Annotated in this window: 18 protein-coding genes, 2 pseudogenes and 1 other annotated feature; of the genes and pseudogenes, 6 read left to right on the forward strand and 14 right to left on the reverse strand. The window is 61.7% G+C overall.

Features of this window, described 5'->3' with window-relative positions:
• Position 1: 1 nt before the first annotated feature.
• Positions 2–1,233 (reverse strand): IS3 family transposase gene (locus tag L0966_RS11195; RefSeq protein WP_234051987.1). Its coding sequence is split into 2 segments (ribosomal slippage): positions 2–939 and positions 939–1,233, totalling 1,233 coding nucleotides; the frame shifts between segments, so codons are not numbered across the junction.
• Positions 833–949 (reverse strand) — a sequence feature (AL1L pseudoknot). (Overlaps the previous gene by 117 nt.)
• A gap of 49 nt (positions 1,234–1,282) precedes the next feature.
• Between L0966_RS11195 and L0966_RS11200 the strand changes: the two are divergent.
• Both L0966_RS11200 and rpsU read left to right on the forward strand, forming a co-directional pair.
• Positions 1,283–1,855, forward strand: a pseudogene (locus L0966_RS11200) (transglutaminase family protein); the annotation flags it as partial.
• A 140-nt stretch (positions 1,856–1,995) separates the two neighbouring features.
• Positions 1,996–2,250, forward strand: coding sequence for a 30S ribosomal protein S21 (gene rpsU / locus L0966_RS11205; RefSeq protein WP_234051988.1), 255 nt, complete (start codon positions 1,996–1,998; stop codon positions 2,248–2,250).
• Between the two features lie 75 nt (positions 2,251–2,325).
• Here the strand turns inward: rpsU and L0966_RS11210 are convergent, their stop codons facing one another.
• Together L0966_RS11210 and L0966_RS11215 are read right to left on the reverse strand one after the other, a co-directional pair.
• A complete protein-coding gene (locus L0966_RS11210) occupies positions 2,326–2,697 on the reverse strand; it encodes a hypothetical protein (protein ID WP_234051989.1) in 372 nt (123 codons plus the stop codon).
• 135 nt (positions 2,698–2,832) lie between these two features.
• Positions 2,833–3,159, reverse strand: coding sequence for a hypothetical protein (locus L0966_RS11215; protein ID WP_234051990.1), 327 nt, complete (start codon positions 3,157–3,159; stop codon positions 2,833–2,835).
• A gap of 67 nt (positions 3,160–3,226) precedes the next feature.
• Here L0966_RS11215 and L0966_RS11220 point away from each other — a divergent pair, with 67 nt between their 5' ends.
• Complete coding sequence (locus L0966_RS11220) at positions 3,227–3,436, forward strand: cold-shock protein (protein WP_234051991.1); 210 nt, start codon at positions 3,227–3,229, stop codon at positions 3,434–3,436.
• A 465-nt stretch (positions 3,437–3,901) separates the two neighbouring features.
• Here L0966_RS11220 and L0966_RS11225 read toward each other — a convergent pair.
• A pseudogene (locus L0966_RS11225) lies at positions 3,902–4,093 on the reverse strand (integrase core domain-containing protein); the annotation flags it as partial.
• A 59-nt stretch (positions 4,094–4,152) separates the two neighbouring features.
• Positions 4,153–5,252 (reverse strand): IS3 family transposase gene (locus tag L0966_RS11230; RefSeq protein ID WP_234051992.1). Its coding sequence is split into 2 segments (ribosomal slippage): positions 4,153–5,000 and positions 5,000–5,252, totalling 1,101 coding nucleotides; the frame shifts between segments, so codons are not numbered across the junction.
• 427 nt (positions 5,253–5,679) lie between these two features.
• Here L0966_RS11230 and L0966_RS11235 point away from each other — a divergent pair.
• A complete protein-coding gene (locus L0966_RS11235) occupies positions 5,680–6,180 on the forward strand; it encodes a GrpB family protein (RefSeq protein WP_234051993.1) in 501 nt (166 codons plus the stop codon).
• Between the two features lie 54 nt (positions 6,181–6,234).
• On the opposite strand, the gene L0966_RS11240 is transcribed toward L0966_RS11235, so the two are convergent.
• From L0966_RS11240 to L0966_RS11250, 3 genes are all read right to left on the reverse strand, one after another.
• Positions 6,235–6,885 (reverse strand): hypothetical protein, encoded by a 651-nt coding sequence (locus L0966_RS11240; RefSeq protein WP_234051994.1) that lies wholly within the window; start codon positions 6,883–6,885, stop codon positions 6,235–6,237.
• A 541-nt stretch (positions 6,886–7,426) separates the two neighbouring features.
• Positions 7,427–7,711 (reverse strand): conjugal transfer protein TraD, encoded by a 285-nt coding sequence (locus L0966_RS11245; protein WP_234051995.1) that lies wholly within the window; start codon positions 7,709–7,711, stop codon positions 7,427–7,429.
• A gap of 1 nt (position 7,712) precedes the next feature.
• The gene (locus L0966_RS11250; protein WP_234051996.1) at positions 7,713–8,039 is read right to left on the reverse strand and encodes a conjugal transfer protein TraD; all 327 of its coding nucleotides are present in this window, start codon (positions 8,037–8,039) and stop codon (positions 7,713–7,715) included.
• A 181-nt stretch (positions 8,040–8,220) separates the two neighbouring features.
• On the opposite strand from L0966_RS11250, the gene traA reads away from it, so the two are divergent.
• Positions 8,221–11,079, forward strand: a complete 2,859-nt coding sequence (traA, locus tag L0966_RS11255) for a Ti-type conjugative transfer relaxase TraA (RefSeq protein ID WP_234051997.1) — start codon at positions 8,221–8,223, stop codon at positions 11,077–11,079.
• Between the two features lie 129 nt (positions 11,080–11,208).
• Positions 11,209–11,424 carry an AlpA family transcriptional regulator gene (locus L0966_RS11260; RefSeq protein ID WP_234051998.1) on the forward strand — a complete coding sequence of 72 codons (216 nt, stop codon included), beginning with the start codon at positions 11,209–11,211 and terminating at the stop codon, positions 11,422–11,424.
• Positions 11,425–11,464: 40 nt separating this feature from the next.
• Here the strand turns inward: L0966_RS11260 and L0966_RS11265 are convergent, their stop codons facing one another.
• From L0966_RS11265 to L0966_RS11290, 6 genes are all read right to left on the reverse strand, one after another.
• Positions 11,465–11,887: a site-specific integrase gene (locus tag L0966_RS11265; protein ID WP_234051999.1), complete on the reverse strand. Its 423-nt coding sequence runs from the start codon at positions 11,885–11,887 to the stop codon at positions 11,465–11,467.
• A 65-nt stretch (positions 11,888–11,952) separates the two neighbouring features.
• On the reverse strand, positions 11,953–13,224 hold the full coding sequence (locus tag L0966_RS11270) for a cation:proton antiporter (RefSeq protein WP_234052000.1): 1,272 nt from the start codon (positions 13,222–13,224) through the stop codon (positions 11,953–11,955).
• 8 nt (positions 13,225–13,232) lie between these two features.
• Complete coding sequence (locus tag L0966_RS11275; protein ID WP_234052001.1) at positions 13,233–13,667, reverse strand: acyl-CoA thioesterase; 435 nt, start codon at positions 13,665–13,667, stop codon at positions 13,233–13,235.
• The gene (locus L0966_RS11280) at positions 13,657–14,388 is read right to left on the reverse strand and encodes a glutathione S-transferase family protein (protein ID WP_234052002.1); all 732 of its coding nucleotides are present in this window, start codon (positions 14,386–14,388) and stop codon (positions 13,657–13,659) included. Before L0966_RS11280 ends, L0966_RS11275 begins: the two co-directional genes overlap by 11 nt.
• 78 nt (positions 14,389–14,466) lie before the next feature.
• Complete coding sequence (locus L0966_RS11285) at positions 14,467–15,372, reverse strand: DMT family transporter (RefSeq protein WP_234052003.1); 906 nt, start codon at positions 15,370–15,372, stop codon at positions 14,467–14,469.
• Positions 15,373–15,436: 64 nt separating this feature from the next.
• Positions 15,437–16,465 carry a hypothetical protein gene (locus L0966_RS11290; protein ID WP_234052004.1) on the reverse strand — a complete coding sequence of 343 codons (1,029 nt, stop codon included), beginning with the start codon at positions 16,463–16,465 and terminating at the stop codon, positions 15,437–15,439.
• Positions 16,466–16,546: the final 81 nt, after the last annotated feature.

Raw genomic sequence — 16,546 nt, forward strand, 5'->3', positions numbered from 1 at the left:
GTCACGCCGCCATTTTCTGCTCGTCCAGCATGGCGTAGTAGCGTTCCTCGGCCTCGGCCGGCGGGATGTTGCCGATAGGCTCCAGCAGCCGGCGATGGTTGAACCAGTCGACCCAGGTCAGCGTGGCGAACTCGACGGCCTCGAAGGATCGCCAAGGCCCCCGACGATGGATGACCTCGGCCTTGTAGAGGCCATTGATCGTCTCGGCGAGTGCGTTGTCATAGCTGTCACCGACGCTGCCGACGGAGGGCTCGATGCCGGCCTCCGCCAGCCGTTCGGTGTAGCGAATGCTCACATATTGCGATCCGCGGTCGCTATGGTGCACCAGGCCGCCGCGATGAGCGGGCCGTCGCTCGTGAAGGGCCTGCTCCAGCGCATCCAGCACGAAGCTGGCATGCGCGGTCCGGCTCACCCGCCAGCCGACGATGCGGCGAGCATAGGCGTCGATCACAAAGGCGACGTAGACGAAGCCCGCCCAGGTGCTGACATAGGTGAAGTCCGAGAGCCAGAGCCGGTTCGGCGCCGGCGCATGGAACATTCGGTTCACACGGTCGAGCGGGCACGGGGCCGACTTGTCCGAGATGGTCGTGCGGACCGGCTTGCCGCGGATCACACCGGCCAAGCCCATGCCCTGCATCAGGCGTTCGACGGTGCAGCGCGCCACATCGAACCCCTCGCGCATCATCTGTCGCCAGACCTTGCGCGCTCCATAGACCTCGAAGTTCTCGGCGAACACGCGCTCGATCTGGGGCCGCAAGGCTGCGTCCCGCCTCGCCCGTGCCGAGCACTTCGAGGGATCAAGCCGCTGGGCGACATGCGCATGATAGGTCGATGGGGCGATCGGCAGGACCTTGCAGATCGGCTCGACCCCATGCGCACCGCGATGATCATCGATGAACGCGATCATGTCTTCGACCGGCGGTCGAGCTCCGCCAGGGCGAAATATGCGGAGGCCTTGCGCAGGATCTCGTTCGCCTGCCGCAGCTCGCGGTTCTCGCTCTCAAGGGCCTTCAGCTTCGCCGACATATCCGTCGTCACGCCGGCCCGCTTGCCGGCATCGACCTCGGCCTTCTTCAGCCACTCGTTCAGTGAGTGCGCCGAGCAGCCGATCTTCGCCGCAATCGACACGATCGCCTGCCAGCGCGAAGGGTGTTCAGCCTCGTGATCCAGCACCATCCGCACCGCACGGGCACGCACCTCAGGCGAGAACTTGTTCGTCGTCTTGCTCGTCATAGCCCCATCCTCTCAGGAGTTGGGGCCTCCGGCAAAGCCGGGGCGGTTCAGTGGCCAGTTGGATGACGTAGCTCCCGATGCGCCGCAGCACGCGCTCTCAGATCTGCCGGTGGATGTGCTGCTGTTTCTCCTCGGCAGTCGCTATTGCGAGACCGACCGCCTGAGCAACATCGCCTGGTCGATGTTCGGTCACGTGCCCAAGGGATGGCCATTGGTCCAGGCCATTTGTGATTTTGTGCACAAGCACATCGCCTTCAATTATGCCCATGCGAGCCCGCTCAAGACCGCCTTCGACGCTTACACGCAAAGGCAGGGAGTGTGTCGCGACTTCGCGCATCTGGCCATCACCCTGTGTCGTTGCATGAATATTCCTGCGCGCTATTGCACGGGCTATCTTGGCGACATCGGAGTGCCGCCGGATCCTGCGCCCATGGATTTCAGCGCCTGGTTCGAGGTCTATCTCGGCGGCCGCTGGTACACTTTCGATGCGCGGCACAACATGCCGCGCATCGGCCGCATCCTCATGGCTCGGGGGCGAGATGCCACCGATGTTGCGATGGTCACGTCATTCGGACCGTCGACACTGGTTGGCTTCAAGGTGGTGACTGCGGAAGTCGCCTGAACCGATGGGCCAGCGCGAACCCCATGGCTTTGCGGCGCCCACCCTTCTATCATGCCGGCGGCCGGCGCTCCTCCGGCCGGTCCGACCGAGTGGCCACACCGTGGTCAGGGATTCGGGGCGATTGGCAGATTGGATATCTTTTGCAGGTTCTTGTCCGAGACAACAATATCGACCAAGCCCTTAAAGTCCTCAAGAAGCGTATGCAGCGTGACGGCATTTTCCGCGAGATGAAGCAGCGCCGCGCCTATGAAAAGCCGTCCGAGCGCCGCGCCCGCGAGCACCAGGAAGCGGTGCGACGCCACCGGAAGGCGGCCCGCAAGAAAGCACAGCGAGAAGGTTTGATCGCAGCTCCCAAGCGTCGCGTCGCAAAGCCGGCGGGATCGCCCGACCGGTGATTTCCGGGTGAGGCGGAGCCAGCGGCGTGCGGCACGTGATGCGCTGGCTGCCCCGGCCCGGCCATTTCCGGGGCATCAATAATACGGGCGAGCGAGCTGCGCCCGGGCCAGGGGGTGATCGTCACCACCGAGTGCCTCCACGCTCCATGTGTACATTCCGCTGCTGCACGGCGCTTTAAAGGGCACCGCGCCGCGCGGGATGGTACCGCTCGCGGGCAGCGGGACATCGTTCGCTCCGAGTGCTTCGTTGTTGGAATTGGTCAGAACGAACCGCAGTCGGACCGTCCCCGCCGGCACGTTGGCGAGCTGGAATTCTGGGCTTGTGGCACTCGGTGCGCACAATTCGATACCGATCCAGGTAAAATCGAGCGTCATTTCGGGCGAATACGCAACGGCCGTGGAAGCTCCGCCGCAAAGAAGGAAGCTCAGCACGCTCAAAATTCTCATTACGGCTCCTCGACCTCCGCGCCGAGGCCAACCTCAAGATAGCATAGCTTGAGAGGCTTTGATGCATATGGAAGATGTCTAGAAAAATAAAAGCTCTCGTTACACGGAGATCCCGGCGGCGCGCCATAAACTGTGCTAAAAGAGGCAATGAGCGCAAAATTCAAGATCGGCGGCTGGGTCGAATTCGCTGCCGGCTTTCGGACTCCGGCAGGGCAATTTCGGATCATCCGCGAGATGCCGCCGGACAATGGTGAGCCAAGCTATAGGGTCAAGGGCGAGAACGAGGCGTTCGAGCGCGTGGCGCGGGAATCCCAGCTGCGTCGCCTTGGCGTGCCGGCCGAGAGTTCCGATTAAATATTTTCCGGCCTTGCCATAAACACAATCGCTCTCTATCTTGAATTTGTCTGATTTTGACGGCTGATTTTCTGGTGCCTCTGCGCACTTGGTGATGACTTCCTTCAAATTCTAGCATTTGTCTCGTCCGAGGTTTCGGGCGAGCTCTCCTGTGCACGATTGAAAGGAAATCGTCATGAATATCGGTGTCGTGAAGTGGTTCAATGCCACCAAGGGTTTCGGCTTCATTCAGCCGGACGACGGTGGGACCGATGTGTTCGTTCACATCTCCGCCGTTGAGCGCGCTGGCATGCAGACGCTCGCCGAAGGGCAGAAGGTTCAGTTTGAAATCGTTCGGGACAACAAGTCCGGAAAGAGCTCGGCTGGCAATCTCCAAGCTGCGTGATGTTCTGATGCCATCGACCACGGATGTACTGGCGTTGGCATGAGACGCGCTTGAAGATGATAGCGAAAGGCTCCGTCTCGATGAGGCGGAGTTTTTTGTTTTTTGGGAGAGATTAGCGTGACATGAATAGAAAAATTTCCGGAAATTGTGTTATTATAGCTGATGGGACCAATTACAACTCATCAAAACCAGCTCTCCAGCGCTGAGCGTACGCGCCAGCTGGAGGAATCCATAGCCCGCGCCATGGATCGCTATAGAAACGACTTTGAGGCGGTTCGCGAGAAGAGCGCAAGGCTGCGCGCTGCGCGTGAGGCCCTCGAGACGGAGAATACCTTGAAGAATAATGCGAGCCGGACGCCGGTGCGTAAGGTTCGTCGTGTTGCCGGCACACGCTGATCCCTCTCTGAGGTGGTCCCCATTTGGCGGACAGTTTGGTGGCTTTGCCGGGCGTAGTTCTGGTGTGCGTTACGCTGCTATGTTGATGCCGTCGCGGGCCGTATGGACCTCCTCCGGCGTTCTGCCGCCGAGAGCCGAGTGGGGCCTCGTGCGATTGTCGTCGGTGACCCACCTGCCAATCCCGGCCCGAGCCTCGGAACCGGTTTCGAAGGCATCGAGGTAGATGCACTCGTATTTCAGCGACCGCCAGAGGCGTTCGATTGACGTGAGCCCCTTTTCTCCTCCGGTTCAGGGGAGAGTCCGCAGTTTGATTTGTGGCCTCAAGCGGCCACGGTTTCCAGTGCGATTGTTGCGGCGAACTCGGCGGGGGATCGGTGGCCGAGCGCCGAATGGGGTCGGTTCAGATTGTAGTCCTCCTTCCATGAGCTGATGGTGGCGCGCGCCTGCGCCAGGTTCGAGAACAGGGTTTCATTCAAACACTCGTCCCGGAACCGGCCGTTAAAGCTCTCCACGAACCCGTTCTGCATGGGCTTGCCCGGGGCGATATAGTGCCATTCGACGCCCATTTGCTGGCACCATTTGAGCACCGCCATGGAGGTCAGCTCGGTGCCGTTGTCCGAGACGATGGCCGAGGGCTTGCCCCGGATGGCCATGAGCGCATCCAGCTCGCGCGTCACCCGAAGGCCGGACAGCGAGGTGTCGGCCACCAGCGCCAGGCATTCCCGACTGAAGTCGTCGACCACGGCCAGCACCCGGAAGCGCCGTCCATCCGTGAAGGCATCCGACACGAAATCAAGGCTCCAGCGGACATTGATCCGATCTGGCACCCCCATGGGCCGGCGCGTGCCGAGCGCCCGCTTGCGCCCTCCGCGCCGGCGCACCTGGAGCTTCTCCTCCCGGTAGAGCCGGCGCAGCTTCTTGTGGTTCATGACGATGCCCTGGCGCCTCAGCATGACGTGGATCCGCCGATAGCCGAAGCGGCGGCGCTCGCCGGCCACGGCTCTCATGGCCTCCCGTAGGCGTGCATCGTCGGGACGCACACTTCGGTAGCGCACGCTGGTGCGATCGACGCCCAGCGCCTGACACGCCCGACGCTGGCTCACCCCGTGCTCGGCACAGGCGTGGGCCACGGCTTTGCGCCTCGCATCGGGCGTCACCATTTTTTTGAAGCCACATCCTTCAGGATGGCGTTATCCAGCATCTGCTCGGCCAAAAGCTTCTTCAGCCGTGCGTTCTCCTCCTCAAGTGCCTTCAGCCGGCGGGCGTCCGACACGTCCATGCCGCCGCACTTTGCCTTGAACTTGTAGAAGGTCGCCGAGGAGATGCCGTGCTTGCGGCAGACGTCCGCCGTCTTCGCGCCCGCCTCCTGCTCCTTCAGCATCCCAATGATCTGCTCCTCAGTGAACCGTGAGGCTCGCATCGTCCGTCTCCGTGAGCGACGGACTCTACCTAAATCTGGAGGAGCTTTAGGGGCTCACGTCACCTACGAGGAAAAGTGCGAGAAAATCGTCGCGCTTCTCGCGCGCGACCACAAGCTGATGCACCAGGTCAGACAGGTGGCCAAGGTCTATGCCTTGACCCCATCCACATCGTCGGGGCGCTGGTCGGGGAACATGTCTACATCATCTCCGTTGCGACGGTGCGCCGGCGTAATCAACGCCTCGATGACGCGGCTTTCGGCCGCCCTCCCTCCAGGGAGGGGCTGCAATCTCTCGGTAGTAGAGCGCAAACCGCTTGCGGATGAACATCCATGATGTCAGATTCAAAAATGATAGTGAGGACATCGCCTCAAATTCAGGCTATGATGCTTAGTACCACTCATTGTCCGAAATCAGCAATAGCCCTCCATGGATAGCGTCACGCTAATAGCGCCAACACATCACGAATGGCAAGAGCGGTTTGCACATCATGCAACTGTGCTTAGCACGATACTTCCAGATGCAAAAATAGAGCATATTGGAAGCACTTCACTTGGCTTTATATATGCGAAGGATGTGGTCGACATAATGATTGGAGTATCACCGCTTGCAATAACGCCAGCAAGCCGCTTGCTCGTCCAGAATGGATATATCTCAGAAGGTGATACACCAACACACGCATGGCTTTGCTGGCCCAATAATATCTATCGAAAAGTTGTTGTACATGTCCTTGAATATCAAGGGCGACAGTGGACTGACAGAATAATATTTCGCGACTACCTGGCAACTCACCACGATGTGGCTGCGGAATATGAAGCTCTGAAGTCATCCATTACAGTAAGTAGGCCTACATGGGCCGCTTACACGAATCAGAAATCAAATTTTGTATCATCGATTGTTAAAAAAGTACGATCTATAACGGATATTTAAGAGGATGCCGCGATCGAAATATTTGGACGATCGCGGCATCCGATCTCGTATACCTCAGCCGGCCTTAGGTCGGGTCTCGAAACGAATGTTCTCGTAGTTCATGGCGACGTGCCGGTCGGCATCGTCGAGCTTTTGAATGTCGAAAGGAACGATCTCGCCGTTATGCAGCACCTTGTAGTCGCTGGACGAGATGATCGTGTCTGGAGTGGTAAAGCTCCCCATATAGTTCTTGTGCGCCGCCCCACGAAACGCGGCCCGATGCTGCATGAAATAGGCCAGATCCAGGAAGCCGACCATGAACGCGATATTGAGGCCCTCCGCGGCACCGATATCCCATTTCCACAGAGCGTGAAATTTCTTCCGGATCGCCTGATCCGACTCCCAAAGCGCATGCTTCAGACGTTCGAACGCAGCTTCGTCGGCGATGGTAAACTCGCAGATGGTCAGGTAATTGACGAACCTTTCGCCGAATACGCAGCTCGACCCGAGCGTGAAGATATCATGCCGAGGGAATTTCTCGCGAAAGAAATCCAGCTCCGTCAGGAACAAGTCCTCAAGCGGAGGTCGGGTACTCTGGCCATAGATATGCTTCTTGCTTTCGGGAATATATTCGAACCCTTTGGAGATGCAGAGCAACTGCTGCTGGTCGTCTTCTGCGACGATCACAGTATATTCGGTTTCGGGAGCAACTGATGCAAGCGCCATGTCCAAAATCTCCCACTACCCGTGATTGGGCTATATAACGGTGTTAGCTATCGGTTGTAGAGTCAAGCTGAAAGCGCGCTCCAATTGCACCCATTAAGAGGGCGATTGAGAAGGACTCTCAGGGGAGGTTTTTCGCGATTTATAGGGCGTCGGAATCATGGGACGAGCCAACGTCCTATGCCCGGGACGAAGCTGCCCGCACGCCACCGCTACGACACTGACCTGACAGACGGACAATGGGGTCTGATCGCCCCCATGATCCGGGAAGCATGCTCGGGCGAGTGGCCGAGGAAGGCGACGTTGCGCGAACTGGTGCATGCCATCCTCTAATTCCCGTAGGCCGCATGGCGTGACGGCTGCTACCCCATGATCTGCCACCGTGGCAGATGGTCTATCTTTTACTCTTTGCGCCGCTGGCAGCGCGAAAGCGTCTGGGACCGCGTCTACCACACCCGCGTCATGGGACCGCGAGCGCAGCGACATGGCGCCGTCGCCCTCCTGCGCCGATGGCAACGCGATCGTCCCCTTCTCAAACACATTCTCAGAGCGTGTCTTCTTCCCCTGACCACAACGCACGTCGAAGGGGGGAGTTTGGCGGTACTGATGCTCGGCTATTCTCGAACGCCATCTTCCCCAGTTTTGCCCAGACGCCGTGCGCCTGTTCCCCTCGCTCGCTTCGGAGCTTTTCGGCCATCCAGAGTAGCGCGCCGTAGATGGTGGCACGGTCGTCGCCGGTCAGGTCCACGACGCCGGATTTGACGACGAGACCGCCAAGTTCAATCAGATGTTTCGCGCGCTTGCGGCGTTCGACCTGCCACACCTTCATGTCATGCCGCGCCCGTTGCGCCTGATGCCGGTTGCGCGCCGCCCGATTGCGCTGGAGCGCCGCCGTTGCCGCCGTCATCGCCGCGCGCAGATCGTCGCGACTTGCTCCGAAACCACGCGGCCCCGCGCTTCGCCCACGCCTCCCGCCTTCCGGCCTCTTTCGTTTCGGCAATGGCGACCAGCGCCCCCGCCAGCTCGTCGGGGGTGAGCGCATCGGCCCCGGTAGCAATCACCAGATCGCCGAGTTGCTGCACCTTCCGCGTTTTCAGTTCCCGCGCCTTGTCTTCCAGCGCTTTCAGTTCGGAATCGTAGTCGCGTGGTTTGCGCATGTGTCGTTCCCATCGTCTTCGCCTGCTGCCGATGCGATGAGGTTAATTGAGCGCGTTGCGGAATGCTTCTATGTTGCCGGGACAGCGTGAGACGCGGCGGCCCGTCCCGAGAAATTCGTTTCGAGGGCGCGCTTATACGTCGTTCCGACGTGCGCTTCGCCGTGGTGATGTTCGGATCGCGATGGCGATCTATCATCTTCACGTCAAGGTCATCGGCCGCAAGGCCGGCTCCAGCGCGGTGGCCTCCGCCGCCTACCGCTCGGCCTCGCGGCTGCGCGACGAGCGCATCGACCGCGTGCAGGACTTTTCCGCCAAGCGCGGCGTCGTCCATTCCGAGGTCATGTTGCCAGAGAACGCGCCCGTGGCATGGTCCGACCGCGAACGGCTCTGGAACGATGTGGAGGCGTTCGAGGTGAGGAAGGACGCCCAGCTTGCCCGAGAGGTGGAGTTCGCCCTTCCGCGCGAGATGAGTGAGGCCCAGGGCATTGAGCTGGCCCGCGACTTCGCGCAATCCGAATTTGTCGATCGAGGCATGATCGCCGACCTCAATGTGCATTGGGACAGGGCCGAGGACGGGACGCCCAAGCCCCATGCCCATGTCATGCTGACCATGCGATCCGTGGACGAAGATGGCTTCGGCCCGAAGGTGCGGGACTGGAACGTTACCCAGATGGTCGAGCGGTGGCGCGAACGCTGGGCCGAGCTGGCCAACGAGCGGCTGGCCGAACTCGACATCGACGCACGGATCGACCATCGCAGACTGGAAGCGCAGGGCATCGCGCTGGAGCCGCAAAGCCAGATCGGTGCGCCCGCGCAGCGGATCGAGGGCGAAGGGTTAGACGCCGCCGACCGTGCCGAGATGCACCGCGAGATCACCCGCAACAATGGCGCCCGCATCATCGCCGATCCTTCGGTGGCGCTGGATGCCATCACGCACCAGCAATCCACCTTCACGCGCCGCGATATGGCGATGTTCGCGCATCGGCACAGCGACGGGATCGACCAGTTCAACGCGGTCATGGGCGCGATGCGCAACGCGCCCGAGCTGGTCGAACTCGGCAAGGACGGACGCGGCGAGGATCGCTTCACCACCCGCGACATGATCGAGGCCGAACAGCGCCTGCACCGCGCTGCCCAAGTCATGGCCGAGAAGGAACACCATGGCGTGCGTGATGCGGGCCGCGAAGCGGCGCTGGCGCGCGCGGAAGCGCGCGGCCTGGTCCTGTCCGGCGAGCAGGCCGAGGCGCTGGCGCATGTCACGGATGGGCGCGATCTCGCCGTCGTGGTCGGCTATGCCGGGACGGGAAAGAGCGCCATGCTGGGCGTGGCGCGCGAAGCCTGGGAAGCGGCGGGTTATGAGGTCCGGGGCGTGGCGCTGTCCGGTATCGCCGCCGAGAATCTGGAAAGCGGATCGGGCATCGCCTCGCACACCCTTGCCAGCCTGGAACACGGTTGGGGACAGGGGCGTGACATGCTCACGTCCCGCGATGTTCTGGTGATCGACGAGGCGGGCATGGTCGGCACCCGCCAGTTGGAGCGGGTGCTGACCCATGCCGCCGAGGCCGGCGCCAAGGTGGTGCTGGTCGGCGATCCGCAGCAATTGCAATCCATCGAGGCGGGCGCGGCGTTCCGCTCTATCCATGAGCGCCACGGCGGGGCGGAGATCGGTGAGGTCCGCCGCCAGCGGGAGGACTGGCAGCGTGACGCCACGCGCGATCTGGCAACCGGCCGAATCGAAGATGCGATCCGTGCCTATGACAGTCACGGCATGGTCCACGCCGCGGCGACACGGGAACAGGCGCGCGACGATCTGATCGACCGCTGGGACCACGACCGGCAGGCGTCGCCCAACAAGAGCCGCATCATCCTCACCCACACCAATGCGGAGGTACGGGAACTCAACGAGGCGGCCCGCGAACGGATGCGGGAAGCCAGCGACCTTGGCGAGGATGTGCGTGTGACAGTCGAGCGTGGCGAACGCAACTTCGCCAGCGGGGATCGCGTCATGTTCCTGCAAAACGAGCGCGGGCTTGGCGTGAAGAACGGCACCCTCGGGACGATCGAGCGGGTCAGCGACCAATCCATGTCCGTGCGCACCGACGATGACCGTTCCGTTGGCTTCGACCTCAAGGACTACAATCGCATCGACCACGGCTATGCCGCCACCATCCACAAAGCGCAGGGCATGACCGTGGATCGCACCCAGGTCCTGGCGACGCCGGGCCTCGACGCCCATGGCAGCTATGTCGCCCTGTCGCGCCACCGCTCGCGTCTGGACCTGCATTACGGCCGCGACGACTTCGCCGACCGGGACCGGCTTGCCCGCACCCTGTCGCGCGACCGGGCCAAGGACATGGCCTCGGACTACGAGCAGCTTGATCCGGTGCAGGACTATGCCGAGCGGCGCGGGATCACCTTCCGCGAGTGTGTGGTCGAGATCGTGCGCAAGGTCCTGCCGGACAGGACGGTGGCGGAAGACCCGGAAGCGGTGCTGCGCCGCGCCCGCACCAGGGCGCTCATCCGCCATGCCCGCGCCGTGGATGCGATCTTCGCGGTGCAGGAGCGGGGCGGCAAGGCGAATTCGGAGCAGGTGAAGGCTTTGCAGGACGCCCGCAAGGCCTTCGAGGAGGTGCGGCCCCATGGCTCGCGCGATGCGGAAGCCGCCTACGAGAAGAACCCGGAACTCGCCCGGGAAGCCGCTTCCGGCGGCCCCGCCCGCGCCATCCGCGCCCTCCAGCTCGAAACCGAAATCCGCACCGATCCGCAGCGCCGTGCCGACCGATTCGTGGCGCGCTGGCGGGACCTCGGCCGGACCAGCCAACGCCAATACGAGACAGGCGACATGTCCGGCTACAAGGCCACACGGTCGGCCATGGGGGACATGGCGACGAGCCTCGAACGCGATCCGCAGATGGAATCCATCCTCGCGGGCCGCAGGAAAGACCTCGGCATCGGGATCGAATCGGGCCGCGGCCTCGGCGAGGACCTCGCCTTCAATCATGGCCTCGGCCGGGGTCGAGGACGGGGGATCGGGTTGTAGAGCGGTCCTATTTTCCGCAGCCTGTACCCCCTGGTACGACGATACGAAAAATACTCTTGCGGGCTCGTGGCGGCTTGCTCTGTCTGGAGCGGGGGCCGTCAGAAACAACCGGCGACAGGCAGCGCAGCCATGCCCGCACCAGACCGTATCGTCCGCCTGAAGACCGTCCTTGCCCGGACCGGGCTGTCCCGCCCCACCATCTACCGCAAGATCGCCGAGGGCACGTTTCCGGCCCAACTGAAAATCAGCACCAACGGCGCCGGATGGAAGGAATCCGACCTCGATCGCTGGGTCGCCAACCCCACGGCGTGGCTGCCGGAGGAAGTGCGCAGCGATGGCCGGTGAGGCCGCCGCGCCCCATCCAGCGCATAAGCGATACCTTTCCTCACGACATTCGCTTCAAACGATCAATGCAATCTGCCCACGCCTGCATCAACTCGATCCGCTCCGGCCAATAGCTCGCCCGGTTGTACGCACGTCGGATTTCATTCTGATCCTGATCACCGAGCGCGGCCTCGATCACGTCGGGTCGGAAACCCCGTTCGTTCAGTATCGAGCTTGCAGCTGCCCGGAAGCCATGTGCGGTCATCTCATCCTGAGTAAAACCCATGCGCCGCAGCGCCGCGTTCATGGCGTTCTCCGACAGGGGGCGGGCATTGGAGCGGATGGAGGGGAACACGAGCGTGCTCATGCGAGCGACCTCCTTCACCTCGCGCAACACATCGAGCGCTTGCTGCGACAGCGGCACGTCATGCGGTCGGCGCACCTTGGTACGGGTGCCGTCGATGCGCCAGATCGCCTCCTCCACGTCGATCTCTGCCTATGTGGTCAGAGCTCGTCGCGCACCGCGAACTTCCAAGCAGTCGTTCGGCATCATGGCGTCTGCTCACCCAACGAAGCTGCCTGGAACTTTCTTCGGTTGAACAGCTTCAAAAGTGGAGTCGTCATCAGGGTCGTCGTGATCGCGACCAGAAGTAGTACGAAAAATGCCGTCGGCGAAATCAGGCCCAGGTCCAAGCCAACAGAAAGCACAATGATCTCCACCAGCCCTCTCGCATTCATCAGGATCGCGACGGATCCAGCTGTTTCAGAGGGCAGTCCCGACCAGCGTGCGGCAAGATAGCCTCCACCCGCCTTGCCCACGATGGCCGCGGTGAGAAATGCAACGAACCATGGCCATACATCAAGTGGCGCGAGATCGCCCGCTTCCATCTTCAGGCCGGCGGACGCGAAGTACAGTGGCACCAGAGCAAGATTGACGAACCCCTCCATCTGCGATTGCCAATGGTGCCGCTGTTCCCGCAGCACGACGCCGGCGAGCAGGCCGCCCAGCGCCCCATGCAAGCCCGCCTGGCTCGTGAGCCAGCCGAACAACAGCGCGAACGACAGCATGACAGCCGCGACTGCGCTTGACGATGTGGCCCCATCGTCCGGCCCTATTTCATTGTGCAGCCGCCTCATAAACTTGCGAGCACCCCATGCCACCAGCCCCAGGATGACCAGCGCGCCGGTGAGGCGACCCGCAGCCCATTCGGGCGAGCTGCCGGCCGCCGCCCATGCGGCGATGGTGGCGAGCATGAGCCAGCCGATGATGTCTGTGACCGCGGCCGCGGCGATGCCGAGGCGCCCTGCTGCCGTGCCTTCCAGATCGAGGTCTGCAATGATCCGGGCCAAGACCGGCAGCGCGGTAATAGAGAGCGCCACGCCACAAAACAGGACATAGGCGGCTTTGGGTTGTCCGGGTGCGATCGCAGTATGGGACAGAACCCCAACGCCAGCCCCAAGGCCGAAGGAGAGCACGACGCCAGCGATCGCCACGGCGATCACGGTCCTGCCCTCGCCGCGCATGTTCATATGTGCCGCCTCGAACCGCAGGCCAACCTGAAACAGCAGGAGGACCAACCCCATTTCGCCCAGCACACCAAGGCTGCCCTGCGCACCAACGGGAAAGACGAGAGCGTGAAGCTGTTCGCCGATCATAAGCATCAGGAAGGGACCCAGCAGGATGCCGGCGGCGATTTCCCCGATGACGCGAGGTTGCCCGCATCGCAGAAACGCCGTGCCAGACATGTGGCAGGCTAGGATGATCAGCGCGATCTGCAAGAACGGGGCGCTGATAACGCCTTCCTGAAGTGCTGACATCATGCCCTCCGCTATGGCTCCACCGTGGCCCCGGTCAGCGTCCTAAGTCTCGCAGCTTCTCCAGGTGGCAGAGGCCGCGGGCGCCGGCTGCGCCTGTCGATGAGCACGATCACGGTTTCGGCCAGAGCCGCACACCGGCCCTCCTGGAACAGAACCTGCGAGAGCTTCATCGAACTGCGGCCGATCGAGGCAATGCGCGTGCCGATCGCTACATGGCCGGGCCACTTCAGCTCAGCCCGGAAATCCAGTTCCAGCCGCGCGATCACGAACTCGCCGCCCTCGACGGACAGGGGAGTGCGGGAGTCATAGAGGATCTCGACGCGTCCGGTCTCGAGGAAAGTCGCAAACACCGCATTGTTGACGTGCCCTTGCCGGTCGGTGTCGGCAAATCGAATCTTGTCTGAAGACTGCACCGGATAGTCTGCAAGCTGTGGATCATCTGCCATCGTCACCTCCGACGCATGGAAGAAACGGTCGTGTCGCCGAACGAGCCATCCCGCCGAAGGCATCAAGGAGCCGATTGCGCCATGCGTCGATGGGGTCATCGGCTGTCAGCACCTCCCGGCTGCTGGTGCAGCGAGCCCACATGAACAAGCCGAAGACGCAATAGTCCGCGTAAGCCGGCGTCGCGCCAGCAAGGTACGGCTGCGAACGAAGCTGGCGACGCAGCGGCGCCAGCGACTGCCGCAAGTGATGGAGATTGTCCGCCACCGGCGCGACGATGTCCTCGAGGGTCGCGCCGAAGCGTGCCTCGCGCGACGCTCGAAAATAGGTCTGATCTTCCGGGATCAGGAGACGATGGATGTCCAGCAGCAGGATACGAGCCATTGCCGGCAGCAGCGTCGCGTCGACCCATTGGTTGACGAAAGCAGTCAAAGGAAGCGCGGCCGCTGGGCCGAACAATGATGGACGATCGGGATAACTCTGTTCCAAGTGCTGGGCGATCTGCCAGGAGTCGCCGATCGCCGTGTTGCGATCCTCAAGAACGGGAACCGTCTCCAGGCCGGTGAACGCAATGCGCGACTTCTCCGTGAAGTGCCAAGGCAGGCATCGTGCCACGAGACCTTTGTGCGCGAGTGCCATTCGGGTCTTCCAGCAATGGGGGCTGAACCGCAATTCGAGGTCGGCGCCAGCCAGCTCGTAAAGGGTCAATCTGGCTTCATGCATGGACTATCCTCCTGACGACGGACGCCCCATCACTGCGTCGCTGTCTCCAATCGCCACGGACAGGCGGATCGCACGCGATCATCGAATTACGCCTTTCGGATCCGTGGCAGGTGTGGAGGCACGATGTGCCGGGTGCCGTTGCCACAGCGCCATGGCCATGCCCGTGGTTACGATGAGCAGCCCTGCTATCGCCACCATGTTCGGGGGTTCCCCAAGCATCAGCGCCGCCAGAACGATCGCCGATCCCGGCACCAACGCCGCGAAGGTGGCACCGATCGCGGCGCCGAGCATCTGCACGGCGCTGCTGTAGAAGAATAATGCAGCGACCGACACCAACAAGCCCTGGTAAACGGCTTGGACGACAAGGTCCATCACTGGGATGTCCAAAAGCCGCGCACCGTTGAGCGCAAGGTAAAATGGTGAGTAGAGCAGCATTGAGAACACAGACACAACGGCCGTTCCATGCAACGCTGAAGTCGAATATACCTTAGATGAGACCGTATAGACGGCCCAAAGCAGTCCACCTGCGAGAAATATAAAGAAAGCCAGCGACGACGCGTGGGGTGACGTCAGACCCTGATACCCTGCGAGCGCGACACCAAGGATGATTATGGCTATGCCCGCCAAAGCTTGAGCTGCGAAGCGCATGCCCAGCGCCCATACACTGATGAGCGTCGAAAACACAATCATGCTGGCCGGGGTGACGACGGCGAATTGCTCGACCGGCGCATGCGAGAGGCCAAACGAGACCACCAGCATATATGGCGCACCGATGCCGGCCACCATCAACGCGATGGCCTTCCAACTGAGTCCCCTGAGGCCTGCGCGCATTAGGTAGGGCAGGAGCACCACCCCTGAGACCGCATACCGGATGAAAGTGATATCGTAGCCATCCAGCGGCGTATGGGTCAGCCCAAGGCGGGTCACGACAGGAAAGGCGCCCCAGATACACGCCGAAGCGAGGCCGCAGAGGATGCCGTTCAAGCGGGCTTTTGAAGGAGATGCGCTGTGAGACATCGTCGGATCATCGCTTCGGCGTGAGGCAAGGTCACTGGTGACCGATCTGGATGACGTCACTGCCTCCGCGTTTGCGTAGATAGGCATATTCGATGTCGTTGAGAATCATCTGCGCACGGTTGAGGTGTCGAGAGGCATAGTTGATGCTGGTCAGAAAGTGCGCCAGTTCCTCGATATCCGACGCGTTCCTGCCTTCCCGCTCGACCTTGCTGATATCGAGGCTCGAGCGCCCCTTGAGCCGATCGAGATATGCTGTGTCGATCACCCGGAAGGCCGCGCCAATGCTCAGCCCGCGCGCGTTCAGGACCTTGTGCCATTCGAATGGCGGATTGAGCAGCACGTCGCCAGGCTCAAGATAGACGACGTCGCCCTCGAAATCGCCTCCGGGGGCCTCCCGCCCACTGCTGGTTGCGAACATCAGATCGTAGTGGCGAAACTGGTCGCCGAGTTCCGGCGGGCGCGTGGTCCACTTCTTGATGCCGGCGATCATCACAAAGACGTTCAGCGTCGGAAAGATATGCCAGTCGCTTCCAACCGCCCCCTTGGACGGCTCACCGTATTCCTGCGTGCTGTACCCGAGAAACATGTGCCCCGTGATGTCCCAGGAATTGATCCCAAACCAGGAGTTCCCGAAAATCTCCTGCTTCACGAGGTTGAATGTTTCCTTCCCCCATTCATAAGGGTCGTTGTAACCGGACGAAATGCTGCCGAGATGTGAGTAGACGTCGATCTGGCGCTCATAAATATCGTCGAGAAATTCGCGCCCGGTTCCGATGCGCCCCGTCACATAATTGTAGTCGGAAGCTCCATCCTTCGACCGCATGGAAACGGCGTGATCTCCTGTCTTGGCGCGCCATTGCAGGGTTTTTTCCGGATCCACCTGATCAAAAAAAGCCCTTTGAGAGAGTTTCACGCTGATGGGCGCAAGCTGGCGAAATAAGGCGGGCTTGGCGAAGCCCTCCGTGTAGCGTTCAGCGGCATCAAGTGTCAGGACACCTTTGTGCTCGGCCGGAGCGATGACATTGATGTAGCCGTAACGGATGCGACTATTCGAGACCATTCGCGTTTTCCTTCCATCGGTGAAGAAGAGGAGAAACTGGCTTCCGCGCACGTCACCGTATCAGCGCGGAACGGTCGCACT

This window comes from Xanthobacter sp. NM-59 (genome assembly GCF_021401125.1).
Lineage (GTDB): Bacteria > Pseudomonadota > Alphaproteobacteria > Rhizobiales > Xanthobacteraceae > Xanthobacter.